The organism is Polyangium spumosum (assembly GCF_009649845.1).
Taxonomy (GTDB): Bacteria; Myxococcota_A; Polyangia; order Polyangiales; family Polyangiaceae; genus Polyangium; species Polyangium spumosum.
This window is the reverse complement of record NZ_WJIE01000025.1, coordinates 1-22,371: the sequence shown is the minus strand read 5'-3', so window position 1 is coordinate 22,371 and position 22,371 is coordinate 1. Positions and strand designations below refer to the sequence as shown.

Sequence of the window (22,371 nt, the reverse complement as noted above, 5' to 3'; positions counted from 1 at the left end):
TCCTCGTCGCGCCGGAGGTGAAGGCCGATCTCGTCGAGGACGCCGATCGCCTCGCGAAGACCTGGAGAGCCCGCGGCGCCGAGACCACGCGCCTCTCGCCGGTTTTCCTCGAGCACGGCCGGAGCGGCCGCATCGTCGTCGCGAAGGAGCCCCACGAGGACGAGGTCCCCGGCTGCACGACGGTCGTGCTGCTCGGCGCGCCCAACGCGGACTTCGCCGTGCTCACGGCCTCCGAGGCCGACGCCCCGTCCTTGCCCGCCGGCCTCTTGCCGCAGGGCCATCCCACGATCGACACGGCAGAGCGCGGCACGAGGAGCTCGCTCGGCGCCGTGTCGCTCGTCCGGTGCGGGACACGCCGCGCCGATCTCGCGCGGCTCGTCGTGGCGATGCGCTCGAGCCGCGGCGCGATCGAGCTCGTCGTGGCGCGCTCGCCCGACCCGCTCGGCGATGTACGCGACGCCTTGCCCGAGCGCGCCTTCGGCCTCGTCGCGCCGCGCGGCAACCCGGGCAGGCCCATCGAGCCGGGGCCGCTCGCCGAGCGCACCGTGAAGGCCGAGGAGCAGGCGCGCGCCGAGGGCGCGACGCGGTTCACGCGGGTGCCCATGATCGCCTCGCCCGAGGGCGCGGGCGAGTACCAGCTCCGCCTCGGCGAAGGTTGCCACCGCGTGCAGATCATGGCCGCGGTGCCGACGACGTTCCCGCATCGCGCGACCGACGTCGACGCCGAGGCGCGCGACGATGCGGGCCGCGTGCTCGCGCGGGATCGCAGCGAGAGCCCGGACGCGCGGCTCGACTTCTGCCTCGGCGAGGCGACTCGTGTCACCGTGCCGTACGCGGGCGCGGCGGGTCTGGTGCCGACGATCGCGATGGACGCCGTCTGGCCCATCGCGCGCGCCGTCCCGAACCACTGGGGCGCGCGCACCCGCGCCGGCTTCGCGCTCGCGCTCCGGAGGCGCAACGCGCCCGAGCCGACGTCTCCGCCCGTGGCCGAGTCGCTCGGCGTCACGGGCCCGACGATGGTGCCGGTCACGCTGGAGCCGGGGCGGTGTTACCTCGCGGCCATCGCCGTCGCGCGTGGCGAGTCGCGGGGCCTGCGGCTCTCGGCGACGGTGGGGGATCGTTACGTGCGCGACGAGGTGGTCGATCGTCCCGAGGGCGCCGCGCTCGCGTTCTGCGCCGAGAGCGAGGAGGCGGCGCGGATCGACGTCGAGGCGCGCGGCGCGGGCGTGTGGTGGACGTTCGCGCTCTTCGCGCTCGGCGGGGGCGAGCCTTGACGCGACGCTCTGCGAAGGCCTGCGCGCTCGCCCTCGTGGCGCTCGTCGCCGGCTGCGGCCCCGCGCCCGCGAAGCCCGCGAAGCCGGCGGCGACGAAGCCCGCGCCGCCTCGTGTCCTGCCGGGCAAGGCCGATGGACGCGCGCTGCTCGCCGCGGACGCCGCGCGGGTGCAGGCGGCGGGCGCGGGCGCGCTCGTGGTCATCGCCTCGGAGTACCTGTCCGAGGGCGACAAGCTCGGCGCGTTCGTCGAGGTCCCGCACGACGCGTGTGCGCTCGTCATGGCGCGTGGATCCCCCTCCGTCGTCGACGTCGATCTCTTCGCCTACGAGGACGACGGCGCGAGCTTCGCCGTCGACGAGTCCACCGACGCGCGCCCCGCGGTCCTGATCTGCCCGCCGCACCCGAAGCGGCTCTGGGTCGCGGCGCGTGTCGTGTCGGGCTCGGGGCTCGTCGGCCTCGGCGTGCACAGCGTGCCCACGACCGCGACGGCCGCGGTCGAGCAAGCGGCCGGCGCGCGGGGCCTCTCCGGCGGCGAGACGGGCCGGCTCGAAGCCTGGCCGGGGCTCGAAGCGAAGCTCCTCGCGCATCGCGCCTGGCTCGGCGGCCGCTGGGAGGACGTGCGCCGCGCGGCCGTGCCCGTCGCGCCGCGTGCCGCCACGCGCCTCACCGCCGCCGTCGAGGCGGGCCGTTGCCTCGACGTCTTCGTCTCCCCGAGTGACGAGCTCGGCTCCCTCGAGGTCGTCGTCGAGGACGCCGCGGGCCGCATCCTCGCGCGTGGCAAGGAGCGCGGCCGCGATCGATCGATCGTGCTCTGCTCGGCGACCACGGTCGAGGTCACGGTGGCGATCCGGCCGCGCGCCTCGGCGGGCGTCGCCGCCGTCGTGGCGAGCCGCTCGGCGCCGGGCGCGGGCGCTTCCCTCGACGTGTCTGCCCGCGCGGAGCACGTCACCGAGACCCGCGAGCTCGCCGCGACGCGCGCGGCCCTCGCCAAGGACCTCGCCGGCAAGGGCCTCGGCCCCGCGAAGACCGTGTTCACCGGCTCCGCCAGGCTCGGCAGCCGCACCGCCACCTCGCTCGACTTGCCTGCTGGCTGCGCGCGGATCGACGTCGTCGCGGGCAAGCCCCTCGCCGACGCCTCGGCCTCGCTCTGGACCGATCGGGGCGCGCTGCTCGCCGAGGGCCGCGGCGGCGCGGGCGTCACGCTCTTCGCTTGTGGCGCGGGTGGACCGGCGCGGATCGACGTCGAGGCCCTCGCGCGCCCTGGCCCCTTCGCCGTCGAGCTGCGCAAGGACGACGCCGCGCCGGCCTCGCTCGTCGCGCATCCCCTCGCGGCGGCGCGCCTGCTCGCCGTGCTCGACGCGGGCGGCGCGCGCGCCTCGGCCGCAGCGGCCTCCTCGGCCCAGGTCGTCTCGCTCGACGCGGGCGCGCGCGTGGCCTTGCCCTTCGACGTCCCTGCGCGTGGCTGCGTCGAGGTCGTGGCTGCGCTCGATCGTGGCGGCACGGGCCTCGATCTCCGCCTCGCCGACGCCTCCACGGGCGAGAACACGGTCACCCGCGGCCGGTTCGTCTCGACCGATCGCCTCTGCGCCGGCGACGCGGGGGCCAAGGGTAACGCCGAGCTCCGCCTGCTCGCCGGCAAAGCCGACGCCCTCGTGCTCGTGCGCGCGCTCCCGCCCTGAGCAGGTGAGGCACGTACTAAAATCTCGCCATGCATTCGAGCGACGATCCCGGGAAGACCCTCCTCCACGCCCCGCAAAAGGAAGCCTCCTCGGGCTTGCTCACCGTGCGTGATTTCGAGAAGGCCGCGCGCGCCTCGCTCCCGGCCATGGCGTACGATTATTATCGCTCCGGCGCCGACGCCGAGCGCGCGCTGCGCGAGAACCTGCGCGCCTTTCGCCGCTGGCAGATCCATTCCCGCGTCCTCGTCGACGTCTCGCGCCTGACGCTCGAGACCGAGATCCTCGGCGTGCCCGTCTCGATGCCGATCCTCGTCGCGCCGACGGCCTACCACAAGCTCGCGCACCCCGAGGGCGAGCTCGCGACCGCGCGCGCCGCCGCCCGCGCGGGCACCCTTTACACCGTCTCCACGCTCGCCACGACCTCCCTCGAAGACATCACGCGCGCCTCGAGCGGCCCGCTCTGGTTCCAGCTCTACGTACACAAGGACCGCGGCCTCAGCCGCTCCCTCGTCGAGCGCGCCGAGACCGCCGGTTTTCGCGCCCTCGTCCTCACTGTCGACACCCCCGTCCTCGGCCGACGCCTCCGCGACGTTCGTAACGGGTTCTGCCTGCCGGACGGCCTCGTCATGGCGAACCTCGTGGACGCCAATCTCGCTGTCGACGCCGCGGGCTCGGCCCTCCAGCAGTACATCGCGTCGCGACACGACGCCTCGCTCTCCTGGCGCGACGTCGATTGGCTGCGCGGCATCACCCGGTTGCCCTTGCTGCTCAAGGGGATCGTTCGTCCGGACGATACATTGCTCGCCATCGACGCGGGCGCCGCCGGCATCATCGTCTCGAACCACGGCGCCCGTCAGCTCGACGCCGCGCCGGCCACGCTCGACGTCCTTCCGCGTGTCGTCGAGGCCGCGGCGGGCCGCGTCCCCGTGCTCGTCGACGGCGGCGTGCGCTGGGGGACGGACGTGCTCAAGGCCCTCGCGCTCGGCGCGAACGCCGTCATGCTCGGCCGGCCCATTCTCTGGGGCCTCGCGGCCGCCGGTGAGGCGGGCGTCTTCCGGGTCCTCGAGATCCTCCGCGACGAGCTCGCGACGGCCATGGCGCTCGCCGGTTGCCCCTCGCTCGCGTCGATCGACAACACGCTCGTCGAACGACGGCCGCGGTGACCCCTACTTGCACACCAAAATCCCCGCCACCGCGCCCGCCGGCGAGCATATCTCCGAGAGCGCGCAGTCCTGGTTTGCGTGACACACCACCCGCGGCGCGACCGTCGTCCCCAGCCGCGGGTGCGTGAACGTCCCTCGGCACTCGCCTCTCGGCGCGCAGACCGCCGCGATCGTCCGGTCACCCGGGATCAGACAACACGCCTCCGCGCCGCAGTCCTCGGGCCCGTCGCACTCGAAGATCACGCCCTCCCCGCTCGCGGTCCTCGGGCACGACCTGCCGTCCTGTGTACACGTCGGCGGCTCGTACGTCGCGCAACACGCGGTCTCGCAAACGTTTGTCCCGCAACGAATTTGCTTCTTCGCGAGCACCGGCCTCGGCCGCGGCGGCTCCCCGACGCCTGCCCGCGCGCCGGGCGTCGCCGCGGCCGGCGCTCCGCAGACACACGGCAAATACCGCGCCCCTTCGTCGTCGCAGACCTGCGTCCCTTGCGCGCCCGCTGCACACGCGCACGCGACCTGCTGCCCCGGCACGCACTCCTTCGACCGACAAGCGCCTGCCGTGAGCGCCCAGGCGCAGAGCGCCCCGAGCGCGAGCAGGCGAGAGGCGAGGGGCGTGTTCATCTGTGCCATTTGAAGAACCCGAGGCTAACGGCGAACGTCGCCGCCGCCCAGAGCGCCATCACGCCGAGCCCTCCCGCGAGGCGCGACGCGTCGGTCACGCCGTAGAGCAGCACCGCGCGCGAGAGGCGCACCATCTCGGTCGAGGGCAAGAGCGCGCCGATCGTCGACAGGAGGCGCGGAAGCGACGCGAGCGGGAAGAACATCTCCGACAGGAAGACGATCGGCATGTTGATCGCGCTGATCACGTCGACGACGAGCTCGGCGTTGTCGATCGCCGCCGCGAGCGCGAAGCCCACGCCGAGGAACGTGATCACGCCGAGCATCGAGATCACGAGCAGCCAGCCGAACGAGACGAGGTCGAGAGGCAGATCGAAGAAGAGCCACGCCGCGCCGACGAGCAAGACGACCTGCACGAGCACGATCGACGACCTCGCCGCGACGTTCGCCGCGATGAACGTGCCCTTGCGCAGCGGCGTCGTCGCGAGCTTCTTCAGGAACAGGTTCTGCCGGAACAGGGCCATCGGATACCCCATCCCGAAGAGGCCCGACGCCAGCACCGAAAACGCGAGGATCCCCGGGAAGAGGTAGTGCACATACCCCCACGCGGGCCCCTCGACGACCTCGAGGCGCGGGCGCGCCGAGAGCGCAGACACGAGCCCTCCGCCGAAGATCCGATCCCGCGTCCCCACGCGCAGCGTCACGCCCTCGGGCGAAGCCGAGAGCACCGCGCTCGCCATCCGCGCGCGTAACTTCCCGAGCGCCTCGGCCTCGGTCGCCTCGCGCCCCACGCGCACCTCCTCGAACGCGGAGAGCTCCGCGACGCACTGCTCGATCGCCGCGCTCTCCGCGCCCCCTGCGCCCGGCGAGATCACGGCGACGTACCGCCGCTCGAACGGGTGGCCGTGCATGAACACGAGCCCCAGCACGCCGAGCAGCACGACCGGGAAGATCAAGGTGAACCCGATCGAGCTCCGGTTCCGCAGCGTGTCGAGGAGCCGCATCCGTACGAGCACGAGGAATGCGCTCATGTCGCCGCTCCGCGCCGCGTCGCCTGGCCCTCGTGGATCTCGATCGCGCAGAAATGGAAAAACGCGTCCTCGACCGGGAGCCCGCGCCGCTCCGCCTCGGGCACGGCCCGGGCGAGCTCCGCCTTCGTCCCGCTCGCGCGCACGCGCCCGCCCACGAGGAAGAGCAGCCGATCGGCGAGCGCGTCCGCCTCGCGCAGATCGTGTGTCGTCATGAGCAGCGTCCGCTCCTCCGCGATCTCGCGCAGCATCTCCCCCACGAGCCGCTTGTTCTCCGGGTCGAGGTGCGCCGTGGGTTCGTCCAGGAACACCAGCGCGGGATCGTGCACCACCGCCGTCGCGATGAAGAGCCGCGCCGCCTCGCCGCCCGAGAGCCGCGTCACGGCCGTGCGGGCGCGGTGCTCGAGCCGCGCGCGCGCGAGGATCCGCGCTTCCCCGCCGCGCACGCCGTAGATCGCCGAGAAGAGCTCGGCGTACTCGCGCGCCGTCACCCGCTCGATCTGCGCCTCCTTCTGCATCACCACGCCCACGCGGCGACGCGGGTAGGGCCGCGGCGCGTCGCCGAAGAGCCGGAACGTCCCGCGCGTCGGCTCCGCGAGGCCGAGGAGGATGTCGAGCAGCGTCGTCTTCCCCGCGCCGTTCGGGCCGAGCACGGCGCAGAGCCCCGGCCCTTCGACGGCGAAGCTCACGTCGTCGAGCGCCACGGTGTCGCCGAAGCGCTTCGTGAGCCCGACGGCAGCGACGATCTCCGCGGCGCGCCCCTCGTTCATGCGCCTCGAAGCCTATCCGATCCGCCCCGCTCTTCGCGTATCCTCGAACGGACATGCAGGCCGAAGCGCGACTCCTCCACGAGACCACGAGCCTCTGCAAGGTGTGCAAGGCCGCCCTGCCGGCGCGTGTCGTCGCCACGCCGAGCGGCGAAGCCTGGATGCAGAAGCGCTGCCCGACGCACGGCGCGCAGGAGGTGCGGCTCTCGACGAGCGCCACGTGGTACGAGCGCACGCGCGCCATCGTGCCCAGGGAAGCGAGGCCCGCGAAGGTGCGAAGGCCGATCGAGCACGGCTGTCCCTTCGACTGCGGCCCCTGCGAGAGCCACACGCAGAAGGTCCGCTTGCCCGTCGTGACCATCACGAGCGCGTGCGACCTCGATTGCCCGATCTGCTACGTCCACAACAAGAACGAAGACGCGTTCCACATGAGCCGGGAGGAGTTCTCCCGCGTCCTCGATCACCTCGTCGAGGATCACGGAGGCGACCTCGACATCGTCAACCTCACGGGTGGCGAGCCGCTCCTGCACCCGCACCTGCTCGATCTCGTCTCGATGGCCCGCGCGCGCGGCATCCACCGCGTCAGCGTGTGCTCGAACGGCGTGCGCCTCGCGCGCGACGAGGACCTCGTCAAGCGCCTCGCCGATCACGGCGCGCGGATCGCGCTCTCCTTCGACACCTTCGACAAACACACGGACCGCGCCCTGCAAGGCGCGACGCTCGTCGACCTCAAGGTGAAGGTCCTCGAGCTGCTCGACAAACATCAGGTCGACACGACGCTCATCCCCGTGATGACGCGTGGCTACAACGACAAGGAGGTCGGCCGCATCATCCGCATGGGCCTCGAGCTCTCGTGCGTGCGCCACCTCGAGATCCACACGATCACGTACACGGGCCAGGGCGGTGCCTCGTTCGATCGCGACGGCCGCATCTCCATGCTCGAGGTCCTCGAGGCCATCGAGGAGACGACGGGCGGCATGTTACGCGTCTCCGATTTCGTCCCCTCGCCGAGCGCGCACCCGCTCTGCTACCAGATCGCCTATCTCCTGCTCGACGACGAGGGCGGCCCGGCCCTGCCCTTCTTGCGGTTCCTCGATCACGAGACCATGTACGACTGCCTCGCCGATCACCTCTACCTGGAGCCGGGGACGCGCCTCGAGCGGGCGCTGCAGGACGCGATCGACATGCTCTGGGCGCGCGGCGAGCCGGGCGACGAGCGGGGCCTCGCGCTCCTCGACAAACTCGTCCGGAAATTGTTCCCGAAAGACAAACGCCTCTCGCCGGCCGAGGCGCTGCGTATCTCGGAGCGAGCGGCCAAGGCCGTCTACGTGCACTCGCACATGGACGAGGAGACGTTCGACGTGGAGCGCACGTATCAATGTTGCGATTCCAACTGTTATGCGGACGGCTCGACGATCCCCGTCTGCAATTACAACATCCTCTACCGGGAGAAGGAGCCGCGCTTCATGCAGGAGCCACGCGCCTGGGGTGAACGCGCGGGGAGGCGGTCGCTCCCCCTCCTCCAGCGTGGGCGCGTGACATGACGCGCCTCCTCGAGGGAAAACGTTGCATCGTGACGGGCGGCACGCGTGGCCTCGGCCTCGCCATGAGCGTCGCCTTCGCGCGCCACGGGGCCCGCGTGGCGCTCACGTACCACAAGGACGACGCGAGCGCCGAGGACGCGAGGCGCGCGGTCGCCGCGGTCGGGGACGAACCTTTGGTCTTCAAAGGATCGGTCGCGGACAGCGCGCACGTCAAAGCGACGGTCGCCGCGGTCGTCTCGGCGTTCGGCGGCGTCGACGTGCTCGTGAACAACGCGGCCATCACGCAGGTCCTGCCCATCTCGCTGCTGGAGGAGTCGGACTGGGACGAGCTCATGGACGTCAACGTGAAGGGCGTCTACCTCTACAGCCGCGCCGCCCTGCGCCACATGATCCGGGCGAAGAAGGGGAGCATCCTCAACATCGGCAATTTCGCCTCGGAGCGCGTCATCGAATCGCCGATCCATTACGCCGCCTCGAAATCGGCGCTCCGCGGGCTCACGGAGGCGCTCGCGCGTGAGGTCGGGCGGTATTCGATCCGGGTGAACCTGCTCGCGCCGGGGCTCGCCGAGGTCGGCATGGCGCAGGGCCTGCCGCAGCACCGGCAAAAGGAGTACCTCGACAAATGCCCCCTCGGCCGCCTCGCGCGGCCCGGCGAGGTCGCCGAGATGGCCGCGTTCCTCGTCTCCGATTCGAACACCTTCATGACGGGCTCCAAGGTGGTGCTCGACGGAGGGCTCTAGTGGACGCGTACGACGACATCCTGCGGCGCGGGTTCGACGAATACCGCGAGTTCGTGAACCCCCTCATCGCGCAGCGCGCCGCGCTCGCCGGCGAGCCCATCAAGCTCGTCCGCGCCGAGGGCGGGATCCTCTTCGACGAGCAGGGCCACGCGGTCGAGGATTTTCACGGCACCCAGGCCTTCGGCCATCGAAATCCGTATATCGCGGACGCGATCCGGCGCTACCTCGACTCGGACGCGCCCTCCTGGTATCCGGCGCGGGTCAACCCCTTCGCCGGCCGCCTCGCGCGGAGGCTCTGCGAGCGCGCCGGTTTTTACGACAATGCCTTCTTCGCCTGCACCGGCAGCGACGCCGTCGAGGCCGCCCTGAAGCTCGCCCGCGCCCTCACGAAACGCCCGCGCCTGCTCGGCCTCGAAGGCGCCTATCACGGCTGCACCTTCGGCAGCGTCTCGCTCATGACGAAGGGTTACCTCCGCGACCCGTTCGCCCCCTTCGTCGAGGGCGCCGAGCACGTCCCCTTCGGCGACATCGACGCCCTCGCGAGGGCCCTCGCGCCCGGCGACGTGGCCGCGATCGTCGTCGAGCCCATCCAGGGCGAAGGCGGCGTGCGTGAATTGCCCCCGCCTTTCGTCGAGGCGCTCTGCGAGCTCACGGAGAGACACGGCACCCTGCTCGTCGCCGACGAGGTCCAGACCGCGCTCGGCCGCACGGGCCGCGGCTTCCTCGCCACCGCCCATTGGCCGCGCCGCCCCGACGTGGTTCTCCTCGCCAAACACCTCGGCGGCGGCATCACGCCGATCTCCGCCATGCTCACGAGGCGCGAGACCTTCCTCCGCGCCTATGGCGACCATTTCGCCTCGGGGGAGAGCCACAACACGACGATGGGCTTCAATGCCCTCTCCTGCGTCGCCGCCCTCGCCGCCCTCGACCTCCTCACCGACGAGCTCATCGGCCGCGTCGCGCGGCTCGGCGAGAAGCTCAAAAACGGTTTGTCGGAGACGCTCACGCGTTCACCGCTCTTCCGCGAGGCGCGCGGCGCGGGCTTCATGCAGGGCGTCGCGCTCAGCAGCCCCGATCACCCCTGGCTCTCGTTCGAACATTTCGGCTACGACGGCCTCGGACAGAAATCGATCATCTCCCCGCTCGTCTGCCACAGGCTCTATCGCCGCGGCTTCTTCTGCTTCACCTGCGGCCACGACTGGAGCCTCTTCCGGCTCCAGCCGCGCTTCGACATCCCCGAGGAGAAGCTCGACGCGTTCGTCGCGGCCGTGGCCGAGGAGCTCGAATACATCGAGGGGCTCGGATGAACGAACCGAAACGAAGAGCGCTCGTGCTCGGCGGCACCGGCGCGGTCGGCAGCGCCGTCCTCGCGGAGCTCGCGCGCGCGGGCGTCCCCGCGGCCTTCACGTACCACCACGCCGAGGCGCGCGCCCGCGCGCTCGCCGAAGCACACGCGGCGCGCCCCCTCCGGCTCGATCTCGTCGATGCCGCGGCCATGGGGGGCCTCGCGGCCTCGCTCGAAGCCGAGGGCGCGCTGCCGGACGTGGTGATTCATTGCGCCGCCATCGTCCGCCCCGCGCCCGTCTTCGAGGCGACGGACGACGACTGGGAGGCCACGATGGCCGTCAATGCCCGCTCGGTCTTCCAGGTCTGCCGCGAATTCGGCCGGCGGCTCTCGGGCCGCGGCGGCGACCTCGTCTTCGTCTCCGCGCTCGACCGCGCGCAATCCCTCCCCGTCCCCGCGGTCTTCGCCGCCTCGCAAGGGCTCGTCGCCGCGCTCGTCATGGCCGCGGCGAAGGACCTCGGCCCGCGCGGCGTGCGCGTGAACGGCGTGGCCCTCGGCCTGCTCGACGCCGGCATCGGCAAGGAGCTCGATCCGAAGCTCGCCGACGAATACAAGAGCTTCAGCGCGCTCCGGCGCCTCGGCGCGCCCGAGGAGGCGGCGAGGACGATCACCTGGATCGCCCTGCACAATACCTACATGAATGGCAAGGTGATCAGCGCGAACGGGGGCATCTGAGCCGTCCTTCAAGCAGAGCGCTGCGCGGCTTCGTGCCTCCACATGGGCAGGCGCACGTGGAACGTCGTGCCCTCCCCGAGCCGGCTCTCCACGTCGATGCGCCCGCCGTGGGCGTGGACGATCTTCCTCGCGACCGAGAGCCCGAGCCCGACCCCGTGCACCACCTTCCGCGTGGAGGCCGCGCGATGGAACGGCTCGAAGATGTGGCGCAGGTCCTCGGCCGCCATTCCGACGCCCTGGTCCGAGATGGCCACGACCACCTCTTCCCCCTCGGGGCGCGCCACGATCCGGATCTCGCCGCCGGTGGGTGAATACTTGATCGCATTGCTGATCAGGTTGTCGAGGACCTGAGCGACCCGCGCCTCGTCGACATTGCATACGAGCGATCCCTCGGGGACCGAGAGCGAGAGGCGGTGATTCGGCGACGTCGAGGCATACAGATCGACGGATTCGCGCAGGATCTTTCCGAGATCCGAGGGCTTCCTGGCCAGCTCGAGCTGGCCGGCCTGGATCCGCGTCGCCTGCAGGAGATCGTCGGTCATTCGACTCAGGCGATCGATCTGCCGATCGACGACCGCGAGCGTGCGGAGCACCCGCGGATCCGTGAGAGGCGCGCCTCGCCCGAGCGCGGCCGAGGACAATTTGATGGCCGCGAGCGGATTGCGGAGGTCGTGCGCGACGGCCGCCAGCACGGCGATTTGCTCCTCGCGTTTCCGGGCGATCGACGCGGCCATGTCATTGAACTCCTCCGCGAGCTCGCGGATCTCGACGGGCCCGATGGCGGGGGCGCGCGAACGCTCGTCGCCGCTCGCGAATCGCTCGATGGCGTCCCGGAGCGCGGAGAGCGGGACGTAGATCTGCGAGCGCGCCCCTTGCGCGAGGCCGATGACGAACACGACGAGCCCGGCGACGACCACGAGGCTCATCACGTTCGCCACCTCGTCCCAGTACCCCGCGCGATCACGCGCCGCGGCCGCGTCCGCGTGGTTGATCGTGACGAGCTCGCCGGCCTTCGACATCATCTCGCCGAAATCGACCTGGGTCTGCCGGAGCGCCAGGCCGAGCGGCACGCCGGCCCGCTCCAGCCTGTCCCGCGCGCCGAAATACGTCTCGAGCCGCCGGGAGAGCTCATGCAAAACCGCCCTCTCCGTATCGGTCCCGATGTGCGCCTCGGCCTCGACCAGCCGCTCGCGGACGGAGCGATACACGGCCGCTCGCTCCTCGTCCTGCGCGTCCCCTTCCCGCTCGGCGGCGTGCTGGGCCAGGCGCCCATAATCGAGGAGCTCGAGCTCCACGTCCCGCGCGAGCCCGGCCCCCGCGATGGCATTGTCGAGGCGCACCGTGGTCTGGTGGAGGATCGTGGTCAAAAAAATCAGCGACAACGCCGAAAGGACGACGAGGAACGACAACGCGGCGACGCCCAGCGAGAGGAGCTGGCTCAGCCGCAGCGGTCGTCTCCGGTTCCCTCGTGAATCACGAACGTCACCCATGGGACGAACATGATCCGGCGGGACCGAGTGCCAACCGCATCGACGGACGACCTCGTCGCGCCCGCGGGAAAGCGCGACCTTGCTACGATGGGGCCCGAGGGCTCCTCGCGCATGAACAAGACACCTCGTTTCCGCGGCGACCCCGCGCTCCGCGGCGCGCCTCCGCTCGGCCTCTGGTTCGCGTTTCGCGGCGACGAGCTGCTCGTTCGCCTCGCGGAGAGCGACGCGCCCGCGCCGCCGTTTCCTTACGACGTGCCCGCCCTCGAGAGCCTCGGCGCGCTCGGCCTCGATCCCGTGCGCGTCCAGCCGCTCGGCTGGCTCGACGCCGTCCCGTGCCGATCGGCCGAGCTCGCGAGAGACGCGCCCGTCCCGCCCGGCTTTGTGTACGTCTCGCTGCGCCGCCTGCACGGCCGCCTCGATCCGGACTTCGAGGCCGCCGCGGGCACGGCGTTCCAGGTGCAATACTGGGATCGGACGCACCAGTTCTGCGGCACGTGCGGCGCGCCGCTCGTGATCGAAGAGGGGCGTCGTTCGAAGCGCTGCACCGGCTGCGCGCACCAGCATTTCCCGCACGTCACGCCCGCCATCATCGTCCTCGTCGAGGACGGCCCGCGTATCTTGATGACGCGCCAGCCTCGTTTTCCTCCGGGCATGTACGGCCTCGTCGCGGGGTTCGTCGAGCCCGGCGAGACGCTCGAGGCCTGCGCCAGGCGCGAGACCCGCGAGGAGACGGGCATCGAGATCGACGATATCCGATATTTCGATAGCCAGCCCTGGCCTTTTCCGCACCAGATCATGATCGGGTTCTTCGCGCGACGCACGGGCGGCGAGCTCGTCGTCGACCGGACCGAGCTCGAGGACGCCGCGTGGTTCGACCGCGGGGCCTTGCCCAAGCTCCCGCCGCCGATGAGCATTGCGCGCAGGCTCATCGACGAATGGCTCGCGCGCCGGCCCTGACGCTCGGGCATACCGACGCGCGTCGCGACGTACGTCCCGCCTCCATAATGCACTGCATTCGTGTGATCGCTCTCTGGTCGCTCTCCTGACCACCAATGCCGGTCTTGATGGCGGCTCGGCGTGGTTGTAGGAATGTTCTGGTGGACCCGTGCGACCCCATGTTCGGCTCGCACATTCCTTGGTCTCGATTGGCGGAGGCACCATGCGATCCAGGCATCTCTTCGGACTCTTGCTCTCGACGCTCTCCCTCGTGGCCGTGAGCTCCATGGGGATCGGGTGCGGTGACGATCCCGGAGGCACGGCGGGCAGCGGCGCGCAAGGCGGCAGCGGCGGCGCGGGCGGAAATGGCGGCAGCGGCGGCGGCGGCCCCGACGCCGACGGGAACACGAGCTGCGATACCGCGGAGGTGCTCGATCTCCTGGGGATGGATGTCCCGTCGAAGCTCGACCCGGTCGCGTCCGACAGGGATTACTACAAGGTGGAGCTCACGAAGGGCCAGGCGATTTATCTCGGCGCGACGAGCAAGCCCGAGGAGGATCCGTACAACGAGACGTACCCCGATACGGTCATCACGCTCTTTTCGGCCGACGGGAAGACGCAGATCGCCCAGAACGACGACATGTCGGGCAGCAACGACAGCGAGCTGCTTTACCTCGTCCCCGAGAGCGGCACGTATTGCCTCGAGGTCTCCGAGTGCGGCACCGTCTTCGGCCCCGATTTCTGCGCGCCGGCCGAGAACATCACGAACGTCGATTACAACGTGAGCGTGTTCGAGCTCAACCCGGACGCGCCGCTGATCACGGTCGACGGCGAGCCGAACGAGACGCCCGCGCAATCCACGACCGTCAAGACCGTCTCCTTCCCCAATGGCGGCCCCATCTCCGGTTACCAGTCGATTGGCTGGGGCACCTTCTCCGCGGTCTCGGACAAGGACGTCTACGAATTCACCGTGGCGGGTGATTTCCCCGTCGATCCGGGCAGCCGCGCGCTCTGCATCTTCGATTTCTGGGCCCCCGCCGGCCCCGACGGGAGCGGCTCGACCGCGACGAACGGCGTCCTCGTGAGCGTGGCCGACGCGAGCGCGCCGAACGTCGTGCTCGCCCGGACCGATATGACGGTCCTCGACGTCTCGTTTGGTTATCCGGAGCTGCCGAGCCTCACGATGCCCTGCGGGAAGGGCAAGAGTTACCTCATCACCCTCGCGCGGCCCGACGGCATCACGGGCGGCGCGAACGATTTTTATTTCTTCTCGCACGTCCAGGCGGGCTCGAACCTCGTGGAGACCGAGCCGAACGACAGCGCCGCCCAGGGCCTCGAGCTCACGCCGACGGAGGACATGACCGGCCGCGTCACGGCCATCACGGGCGACCTCGCGGCCGGCGACGTCGACACCTTCGTCGTGCCCGTCCCGGAGGGCATGGGCCTCGCGAGCGCGTATTGCACGGCGGAGCGCAGCGGCTCGGGCCTCCGCGGCCTGCAGGTCTCGTTGCTCGACGGCAATGATCAGTTCCTGAAGAACGGCAGCGGCGCCGAGGGCCAGGACCACGCCCTCTGGATCGACGGCGCGCTCATCACGGCGGGCGCGACCCAGGTCAAGATGCAGGTCAAGACCGATTCCCAGGATCCGTCCAACACCGGCACGTATTACTACTGCTCGCTGAGCCTCGCCCCGCTCGAGTGAACCCCACGTCGGCCCTCGCCGAAAGATTCCACCGGCGAGGCTGATTTCGCCGCCCGTCTCCCCATTTCCTGCCCATCCGATCGGCGGCATCCGGTAACCTCCTTGACCAGGAGGAAGACGATGCCTCGTTCGATTCCCAGAGAGCCGCGCCACAAACGGCGCGGATTCCCCATTCCACCGCTCGTCCTCGTGGCCGTCCTCGCGCCGGCCGCATTTGGATGCTCCGACGACGCCGCCACGCCCGGAACGGATCCGGGGCGCGTCACGATGCACCGGCTGAACCGCGCCGAGTACAACAATACGGTCCGCGACCTGCTCGGCACGACGCTGCGGCCCGCGGACGATTTCCCCGCCGACGATCGCGGATACGGCTTCGACAACATCGCGGACGTGCTCTCGATCTCGCCGCTCCAGGCCGAACTTTATGCGCGCGCGGCCGAGGATCTGGCCCGCGAGGCGATGCACCTCCCCTCGCCCTCCACGACGCTGCGGGTCGAGGCGGAGACGCTCACCGGCCAGGTCGGCCAGGCCTCCGGCGACGACTGGAACCTGTGGAGCGGCGGCGAATTGCCGCTCACGCACGAGTTCCCCTCCACGGGGACGTATCGAATCGCCGCGCGCGTCTGGGGTGATCAAGCGGGCCCCGATCCCGTGAAGATGAACCTCGTCGTCGGCGGCGCCATCGCCGGGAGCTTCGACGTCAGCGCGACGAGCGCCAATGCCGTGGTCGTCGAGGCCGAGGCCAGCGCCAACGCCGGCACGCAGGTGGTCTCGGTCGAGTTCACGAACGATTATTACGATCCCGACCTGGGCGCGGACCGGAACCTCCACGTCGACTGGATCGAGATCGAGGGCCCGCTCGGGGTCGTCGGGAAAAACCCGATCCGCGAGCGTATCGTGGTCTGCGATCCCACGAGCGGCGCCACGTGCGTACGGGAGATCCTCCAGAAATTCGCCGAGCGGGCCTTCCGCCGGCCCGTCGGCGAGGCCGAGATCGACAAGCTCGTGGGCGTGGTCGCGCTCGCGGAGGCGCAGGGACAAACCCCCTCCGACGGCATCGAGATCGCGCTGCGCGCCATCCTCACCTCGCCCCATTTCCTGTTCCGCCCCGAGCTCGATCCCGACCCCAACGCCGACGCCCCCGCGCACCCGCTGAACGATTTCGAGCTCGCCTCGCGGCTCTCCTATTTCCTCTGGAGCAGCATGCCCGACGAGGAGCTCTTCGCGGCCGCGCGGGAGGGCAAATTGCAAGATCCGGCCGAGATCGAGGCGCAGGTCGAGCGCATGCTCGCGGACCCGAAGGCCGAGGCGCTCGTCGACAACTTCGCCGGGCAATGGCTCTTCACCCGGGCCCTCGACGATCACCAGCCCGATTATCACGCCTTCCCCAAGTGGAACGCCACGCTGCGCGAGTCGATGCGGCAGGAGACCCGCCTCTTCTTCGAGGAGTTCTTGCGGAGCGACCTGCCGATCCCCCGGATGCTCACCGCCGATTTCACGTACATCGACCAGGCGCTGGCGACGCATTACGAGATCAAGGATTTCCAGGGGGAGGGCTTCGTCCGGGTCACGCTCCAGGATCCGAACCGGAAGGGCCTGCTCGCGCAGGGCTCCATCCTCACGGTCACGTCCTTCCCGACGCGCACCTCGCCCGTGAAGCGCGGCAAATGGATCATGACGCAGATGCTCTGCACCGAGCCCGACGCGCCGCCCCCGGGCGTCGAGGGGCTCGTCACCGAGGAGGTGCCCACGGGCTCGATCCGGCAGCGCCTCGAGATCCACCGCGCGAACCCGATCTGCGCCGGCTGCCACGAGGAGATGGACAACCTCGGCTTCGGCTTCGAGAACTTCGACGGCATCGGCTCGTTCCGCACGGTGGACCTCGGCTTCCCCGTCGATTCGAGCGGCGTCCTGCCCGGCGGCAAGACGTTCGACGGGCTCGCGGAGCTCAGCGGCATCCTCGCCGAGGACCCGCGCTTCTTGCATTGCGTCTCCGAGCAGATGCTCACCTACGCGCTCGGCCGCGGCCACGAGGCGGCCGACGCGGACGACCTCGAGCACATGACGAAGGAGCTCGGCGACCGCGGAGAGACGTTCGCCGAACTGATCAAGCTCGTCGCGACGAGCGAGCCGTTCCGGATGCGGCGCGGAGAGGCGCCGGGAGGTGCAAAGTGAAACGTTTCAAGCTGTCACGACGCGCCTTCCTCGGCGGAGCCGGCGCGCTCCTCGCCCTGCCGGCGCTCGAGATGTTCTCCTCGAAGGACGCGAAGGCCGAGCCGAGCGACCTCAAGCGCATCATCACGTTTTACGTGCCAAACGGTATCCACATGCCGGCCTGGACGCCGCAGGCGGAGGGCGCCGATTACCAGCTACCCACCATCCTCGAGCCGCTCGGCCCGATCCGGGACAAACTGCTCGTGCTCACGGGCCTGGCAAACACGCCCGCGCGGCCGGACGGGCCCGGGGATCACGCGGCGGGCACGGCGGGTTTTCTCACCTGCCGCCACGTCGTGAAGACCGAGGGCGCGAACATCAAGAACGGCATCTCGATGGACCAGGTCGCCGCGGCGCACCTCGGCCAGTTCACGCGGATCCCCTCGCTCCAGCTCGGCATCGACGGCGGCTCCTCCGCGGGCGATTGCGACTCGGGGTATAGCTGCGCTTACGCGCGCAACATCTCCTGGGCCTCGGAGACGCAACCCTTGCCGAAGGCGGTGAACCCGCAGGTCGTCTGGGACATCCTCTTCGGCGGCTTCGACCCCAAGGCCACGGCCGAGGAGCAGGCGCGGCAGCAGCTCTACCGCACGAGCGTCCTCGATTACGTGCTCGAGGAGGCGAACTCGCTCTCCGGCAAGCTCGGCACGACGGACCGGCGCAAGCTCGACGAATACATGACGGGCATCGGCGAGCTCGAGAAGAAGATCCAGAAGACGGGCAGCGGCCCGCAATGCACGCCGATGGACCGCCCGCCCGGCGACCTGCCCTACCCCGAGCACGTGAAGATGATGCTCGACCTCATCGCGCTCGCCGTGCAATGCGACGCCACGCGCGTCGTGAGCTTCATGCTCGGCAACGCCGGCAGCGGCCGGAGTTATCCGTTCCTCCTGGTGAACGAGGGGCACCACGAGATCTCGCACCACCAGAACATCCCCGAGAATTTCGAGAAGCTCACGACGATCGACCGGTGGGAGGTCGAGCAATTCGGCTACCTGCTCGGCAAGCTCCAGGCGATCGACGAGGGCAACGGGCTGAGCGCGCTCGACACCTCCGCCGTCTTTTTCTCCAGCGAGATCGAGGACGGCAATGCCCACAGGCACACGAACCTGCCGGTCCTCGTCGGCGGCAGCCTCGGCGGGGTCTTCGAGCCCGGCAGGCACGTCGTCTATCCCGACGATACGCCGCTCGCGAACCTCTTCATTTCAATGCTGAACGGCGTCGGCGTCCCGACGACCACGTTCGGCGACAACGGCACGGGCCCGCTGCCGAACCTGTGATCGTCCTCCGGAGGCGCGGGCGGCGAATCCCCCCCGTCGCCCGCGCCTCCCGCCCCTCACGGCACGTCCGCGAGCACCCGCATCACATTGCCCCGCAGGATCTTCCCGATCGCCTCGGGCCGCATCCCCGAGGCGAGCAGCGCGTCCGTGAGCAATGGCAATCGCGCGGCGTCGCAGAGATCCCGGGTCGGGACGATGAAGCCGTCCCAGTCCGACCCGAGCGCGGGCGTATCCTCGCCGCATACGTCGATGATGTGCTTCAGGTGCTTCACGACGGGCGCGAGCCCGTCCCCGCCGAGGAACTGCGGGCAAAAGATGACGCCCACGACGCCGCCCTTGTCGGCGATGGCGCGGAGCTGCGCGTCGTCCACGTTGCGCCAGTGCTCGAAGGCGCCAATGACGCCCGTATGGCTGACGATCGGCGGGCGCTTCGCCATCGCGCAGGCCTCGAGGAACCCCGCGCGATTGATGTGCGCGAGGTCGACGACGACGCCGAGATCCTCGCAAGCCGCGACGACCTCGCGGCCGAACTGCGTGAGCCCCGCGTCGTCCTGCCGCCCGCGGCCATACGCGGGATAACAGAGCTCATTCCGGCTGAAATGGCAGAGGCTGAGATAACGCACCCCACGTCGCGCAAAATGAGCGAGTTTGTCGAGTGAACCTTCGAGCGCGTGCCCGCCCTCGATGCCGAGCAGCGCGCCGACCTGCCCGCGCGCGCGCGCCGCCTCGATCTCGGCGGCCGTGCGCACCTTGATGATGCGGTGCGGGGCGCGCGAGATCTGCCCCTCGAGCGCGTCGATCTGCTCGTCGATGACCCGCGCGAGCCCGTGCCGCTGGCCGATCGGCAGCGAGACGAGGCCAAAAAACTGCGCCCCCATCCCGCCCTCTTTCATGCGCGGCACGTCGACGTGCCCGCCGAGCGCGGCGAACGGAAGCGGCGGCTCGTGGCGAGCGTGCAGGTCGTAGTTCACCCAGCGCGACCACATCAGGCTGTCGGCATGCAAATCGATCGCGGGGTAGAGGTCGTGGAGCGCGCGCGCTTCGGGGGAGCCGTGCATGGCGCGCCGAGCCTAGCAAAAAATCGCTAGCGCCGCGACCAACCGCCGAGCACGAAGCCCGCGCGTGATTGCAGGAACTTCACCAGCGCGACGGGCGGGGTCGACCACGGCGCGAACCTCTCGGGCATCCCATCACTCGGAAGGACGGCGCTGCGCGTGTACGAGCTCCAGAGGCCGTCGCTGCACGCATAACAATCGCCGCGCATGAACTGCGCGTCCACGCGGAGCCCGCCCCGCAGGCCATACACGGGCATGATCTGCACGAGCTCCGGCAGATCCTCCTGCTTGCGCGCCTCCTCCGGATCCTGGTCGCCCTCGTCGAGCATCGGCTCGGCGCGCCTCGCGAGGGCTTCCTTGTTCGGCAGCTCGAGCAGGAGATCGAGCGGCTTTCCGGCCTCCGCGTCCCACAAGGTGAAACTCGACACGGAGTTGCCGTGCGCGCCGCACGCGAAGATGTACACGCTCTCGTGCACGAAGAGGTACGGCCCGACGCTGCCGAGCAGCTCCACGCCGTGCGAGAGCTCCGCCATGCCGTCGCCGTCGCTGCTCGGATCGACGACCACCTGCCGCGCCTGCGCGTCACGCGGCGCGAGCCAGGCCTGCGTCACCTTGCCGGGCTCGAGGGCCTCCTCCGGCGCGCCCCCCTCGCAGCCGCCGAGCTTCACCTCCTGCTCGCGCTCACGCCAGACGAGCTCGCCGCGGCTCGTCGCGAGGACGACGCCCGACTGCTCGCCGAGCACCTGCCCGTCGCCCGCCACGCGAAACGTCGTCCGCGTCCTGCCGTTCACCGTGCCCCAGACGAGGATCTCTCCCTCGCCATCGGCCTCGGGCGGCGCGGCCCGAGGCCCCGCGGCGAGCTCGACGGCAGGCGCCAAGGTCGGGCGGCTCGCGCCGCAGCCGAGGGCCAGCACGAACGACGCCGCGAGGAGGGCGAACGGGCGAGCGGCCTCGGACATCAAACCCCGTCGACGGTGACGCGGTTCATGCGGACGGGCGTGACGGGGCGATCGTCGCGGTCGGTGCGCGTCGTCTCGATCTTGCGCACGACGTCCATGCCCTCGATGACGCGGGCGAAGACGGGGTGCTTCGAGGGCCCGGGCGTGAACCAGTCGAGGTAATGGTTGTGCACGGTGTTGATGAAGAACTGGCAGGAGCCGCTGTTGGGCTCGCCGGTGTTCGCCATCGAGAGGGTGCCGGGCTCGTTCGAGATCCTGGCGTCCGCGGGGTGCTCGTCCTTGATCGTGCCGTCAGGCCCGTCGCCCGTGCCCGCGCGCGGGCTCTTCGGGTCGCGGCTGTGCGGGCAGCCGAACTGGATCATGAAGTTGTTGATCACGCGATGGAAATGCAGACCATCGTAAAAACCGCTCTTCGCGAGCTTGATGAAGTTATTGGCCGTGATCGGCATCTTGTCGACGAGGAGCTCGACCTTGATGTTGCCGAGGGAGGTCTCGAGGAGCGCAGTCGGGTTTGCCATGAGCGCGAAGCGTAGGCCCTCTCGGGCGAGTTCGGCAAGGGGCGACGAGGGCGACACGAACAACCCCTTGCGTGTTGGTCTCCACAAGCGTACGCCCCGGACCGACGACATGCGAACCGAGCGGAAGAACCGGGGCGAACCGATGCGTTTCTTCGCGACCGCGGCGGCGGGCACGGAGGGCGCGCTGCGCGACGAGTTACGCGAGGCGCGCTTCCGCGAGGTGCGCGCGGACCGAGGCGGCGTGCACTTCGAAGGGCCGATCGAGGAGGGCATGCGGGCGTGCCTGGAGTCACGCATCGCGGTGCGTATCCTCGCGCAGCTCGCCGAGTTCGAGGCGCCGAACGAGGACGCGCTCTACGAGGGCGTGAAGGCCGTGGATCTCAGCTACTACCTGGAGCCGAAGCGCACGCTCGCGGTGCGCGCCGCCTGCAAGGACAGCCGCCTCACGCACACGCAGTACATCGCGCAGAAGACGAAGGACGCGATCGTCGACGAGCAACGCAGGCAGTACGGCGCGCGGTCGAACGTGGATCTCGACGACCCGGATCTCGGGGTGTTCGTGCACGTGGTGCGGGATCGAGCGACCCTGTACGTGGATCTCGCGGGGGAGTCCTTGCACCGGCGTGGCTACCGCAAGCGCATCGAGGAGGCGCCGCTCAAGGAGACGCTGGCCGCGGCGATGCTGCGCCTCGCGGGCTGGGACCGCGCGACTCCGCTCGTGGACCCGATGTGCGGCTCGGGGACGATCCCGATCGAGGCGGCGCTCTGGGCGCGCGACGTGGCGCCGGGGCTGCTCCGGCCGCGGCACGGCTTCGAGCGGTGGCCGAGCCACGACGAGACGCGGAAGCGGCGAATCGCAGAGATGCGCGAGGCGGCGCGAGCGCGCATGAAGAGCGAGGGGCCGTTCATCGCGGGGAGCGACGTGTCGGCGCAGGCGATCGAGACGGCGAAGCAAAACGCGAAGGCGGCAGGGGTGCGGCTGCATTTCTCGCGCGCGGAGGTGCGGGACGTGGAGGCGACGGAGCCGGCGGGCTTCATCGTGACGAACCCGCCGTACGGGGAGCGGCTGGCCGGGGGCGAGGAGCTTTACCGGGGGATGGCGGAGGCGTTTCGGAGGTTGTCAGGGCACACGGTGGTGATCCTGGCGGGGACGCCGGAGATCCCGCGGGCGATGCGGATCCGGCCGATGATGGAGCACACGGTCTGGAATGGGCCGATCGAGTGCAGGTTGTTTTCGTATTCGATTCGGTGAAAGGGCGGGATGGGGCGGCTGCTGGGCGGGGGATCGGCGCCGGGCCGGGCCTTCACGGGCGTGGGTGGTCCCCCCGAACTCGGGCCCTGCGGGCCCTCGAACAGCAGGACCCACCACCCACGCCCGTGAAGG

19 protein-coding genes are annotated in these 22,371 nt (G+C 70.3%); 12 read left to right on the top strand and 7 right to left on the bottom strand.

The features are described 5' to 3' along the window. Positions 1–17 precede the first annotated feature (17 nt). Genes GF068_RS40295 through GF068_RS40285 form a run of 3 tightly spaced genes read left to right on the top strand, consistent with a single transcriptional unit; the run spans position 18 to position 4,116 of the window. Positions 18–1,274 (top strand): hypothetical protein, encoded by a 1,257-nt coding sequence (locus tag GF068_RS40295; RefSeq protein WP_153824873.1) that lies wholly within the window; start codon positions 18–20, stop codon positions 1,272–1,274. Further along, positions 1,271–2,953, top strand: a complete 1,683-nt coding sequence (locus GF068_RS40290; protein WP_153824872.1) for a hypothetical protein — start codon at positions 1,271–1,273, stop codon at positions 2,951–2,953. The genes GF068_RS40295 and GF068_RS40290 overlap by 4 nt, the downstream gene beginning before the upstream one ends. Before the next feature lie 29 nt (positions 2,954–2,982). Continuing rightward, positions 2,983–4,116, top strand: a complete 1,134-nt coding sequence (locus GF068_RS40285) for an alpha-hydroxy acid oxidase (RefSeq protein ID WP_153824871.1) — start codon at positions 2,983–2,985, stop codon at positions 4,114–4,116. A 3-nt stretch (positions 4,117–4,119) separates the two neighbouring features. On the opposite strand, the gene GF068_RS40280 is transcribed toward GF068_RS40285, so the two are convergent. The 3 genes from GF068_RS40280 to GF068_RS40270 are packed head-to-tail and all read right to left on the bottom strand — an operon-like array spanning position 4,120 to position 6,532. Then, complete coding sequence (locus GF068_RS40280) at positions 4,120–4,737, bottom strand: hypothetical protein (RefSeq protein ID WP_153824870.1); 618 nt, start codon at positions 4,735–4,737, stop codon at positions 4,120–4,122. Continuing rightward, a complete protein-coding gene (locus GF068_RS40275) occupies positions 4,734–5,765 on the bottom strand; it encodes an ABC transporter permease (RefSeq protein WP_153824869.1) in 1,032 nt (343 codons plus the stop codon). The genes GF068_RS40280 and GF068_RS40275 overlap by 4 nt, the downstream gene beginning before the upstream one ends. Beyond that, the gene (locus GF068_RS40270) at positions 5,762–6,532 is read right to left on the bottom strand and encodes an ABC transporter ATP-binding protein (protein WP_153824868.1); all 771 of its coding nucleotides are present in this window, start codon (positions 6,530–6,532) and stop codon (positions 5,762–5,764) included. Before GF068_RS40270 ends, GF068_RS40275 begins: the two co-directional genes overlap by 4 nt. Before the next feature lie 53 nt (positions 6,533–6,585). On the opposite strand from GF068_RS40270, the gene GF068_RS40265 reads away from it, so the two are divergent. The 4 genes from GF068_RS40265 to GF068_RS40250 are packed head-to-tail and all read left to right on the top strand — an operon-like array spanning position 6,586 to position 10,833. Beyond that, the gene (locus GF068_RS40265; protein WP_153824867.1) at positions 6,586–8,073 is read left to right on the top strand and encodes a radical SAM protein; all 1,488 of its coding nucleotides are present in this window, start codon (positions 6,586–6,588) and stop codon (positions 8,071–8,073) included. Then, the gene (locus GF068_RS40260; RefSeq protein ID WP_153824866.1) at positions 8,070–8,813 is read left to right on the top strand and encodes an SDR family NAD(P)-dependent oxidoreductase; all 744 of its coding nucleotides are present in this window, start codon (positions 8,070–8,072) and stop codon (positions 8,811–8,813) included. Before GF068_RS40265 ends, GF068_RS40260 begins: the two co-directional genes overlap by 4 nt. After that, positions 8,813–10,120 carry an aminotransferase class III-fold pyridoxal phosphate-dependent enzyme gene (locus tag GF068_RS40255; protein WP_170319975.1) on the top strand — a complete coding sequence of 436 codons (1,308 nt, stop codon included), beginning with the start codon at positions 8,813–8,815 and terminating at the stop codon, positions 10,118–10,120. The genes GF068_RS40260 and GF068_RS40255 overlap by 1 nt, the downstream gene beginning before the upstream one ends. Next, entirely contained in the window at positions 10,117–10,833 is a 717-nt protein-coding gene (locus tag GF068_RS40250) for an SDR family NAD(P)-dependent oxidoreductase (protein ID WP_153824864.1), read from the top strand. Before GF068_RS40255 ends, GF068_RS40250 begins: the two co-directional genes overlap by 4 nt. Positions 10,834–10,841: 8 nt before the next feature. Here the strand turns inward: GF068_RS40250 and GF068_RS40245 are convergent, their stop codons facing one another. Beyond that, positions 10,842–12,323, bottom strand: a complete 1,482-nt coding sequence (locus GF068_RS40245) for a sensor histidine kinase (RefSeq protein ID WP_153824863.1) — start codon at positions 12,321–12,323, stop codon at positions 10,842–10,844. Between the two features lie 111 nt (positions 12,324–12,434). On the opposite strand from GF068_RS40245, the gene nudC reads away from it, so the two are divergent. The 4 genes from nudC (at position 12,435) to GF068_RS40225 (ending at position 18,455) form a co-directional block, all read left to right on the top strand. Continuing rightward, the gene (gene nudC / locus GF068_RS40240) at positions 12,435–13,280 is read left to right on the top strand and encodes an NAD(+) diphosphatase (protein WP_153824862.1); all 846 of its coding nucleotides are present in this window, start codon (positions 12,435–12,437) and stop codon (positions 13,278–13,280) included. A gap of 202 nt (positions 13,281–13,482) precedes the next feature. Beyond that, positions 13,483–14,961, top strand: coding sequence for a hypothetical protein (locus tag GF068_RS40235; RefSeq protein WP_153824861.1), 1,479 nt, complete (start codon positions 13,483–13,485; stop codon positions 14,959–14,961). A gap of 120 nt (positions 14,962–15,081) precedes the next feature. Next, positions 15,082–17,136 carry a DUF1592 domain-containing protein gene (locus GF068_RS40230; RefSeq protein ID WP_153824860.1) on the top strand — a complete coding sequence of 685 codons (2,055 nt, stop codon included), beginning with the start codon at positions 15,082–15,084 and terminating at the stop codon, positions 17,134–17,136. Further along, positions 17,133–18,455 carry a DUF1552 domain-containing protein gene (locus GF068_RS40225; RefSeq protein ID WP_338046769.1) on the top strand — a complete coding sequence of 441 codons (1,323 nt, stop codon included), beginning with the start codon at positions 17,133–17,135 and terminating at the stop codon, positions 18,453–18,455. The genes GF068_RS40230 and GF068_RS40225 overlap by 4 nt, the downstream gene beginning before the upstream one ends. A gap of 56 nt (positions 18,456–18,511) precedes the next feature. Here the strand turns inward: GF068_RS40225 and GF068_RS40220 are convergent, their stop codons facing one another. The 3 genes from GF068_RS40220 to GF068_RS40210 are packed head-to-tail and all read right to left on the bottom strand — an operon-like array spanning position 18,512 to position 20,987. Next, a complete protein-coding gene (locus GF068_RS40220; RefSeq protein ID WP_153824859.1) occupies positions 18,512–19,513 on the bottom strand; it encodes a dipeptidase in 1,002 nt (333 codons plus the stop codon). A 26-nt stretch (positions 19,514–19,539) separates the two neighbouring features. After that, on the bottom strand, positions 19,540–20,469 hold the full coding sequence (locus GF068_RS40215) for a hypothetical protein (protein WP_153824858.1): 930 nt from the start codon (positions 20,467–20,469) through the stop codon (positions 19,540–19,542). Continuing rightward, complete coding sequence (locus tag GF068_RS40210) at positions 20,469–20,987, bottom strand: peptidylprolyl isomerase (RefSeq protein WP_153824857.1); 519 nt, start codon at positions 20,985–20,987, stop codon at positions 20,469–20,471. Before GF068_RS40210 ends, GF068_RS40215 begins: the two co-directional genes overlap by 1 nt. A 142-nt stretch (positions 20,988–21,129) precedes the next feature. Here GF068_RS40210 and GF068_RS40205 point away from each other — a divergent pair, with 142 nt between their 5' ends. Next, positions 21,130–22,239, top strand: coding sequence for a THUMP domain-containing class I SAM-dependent RNA methyltransferase (locus tag GF068_RS40205; RefSeq protein ID WP_153824856.1), 1,110 nt, complete (start codon positions 21,130–21,132; stop codon positions 22,237–22,239). Positions 22,240–22,371: the final 132 nt, after the last annotated feature.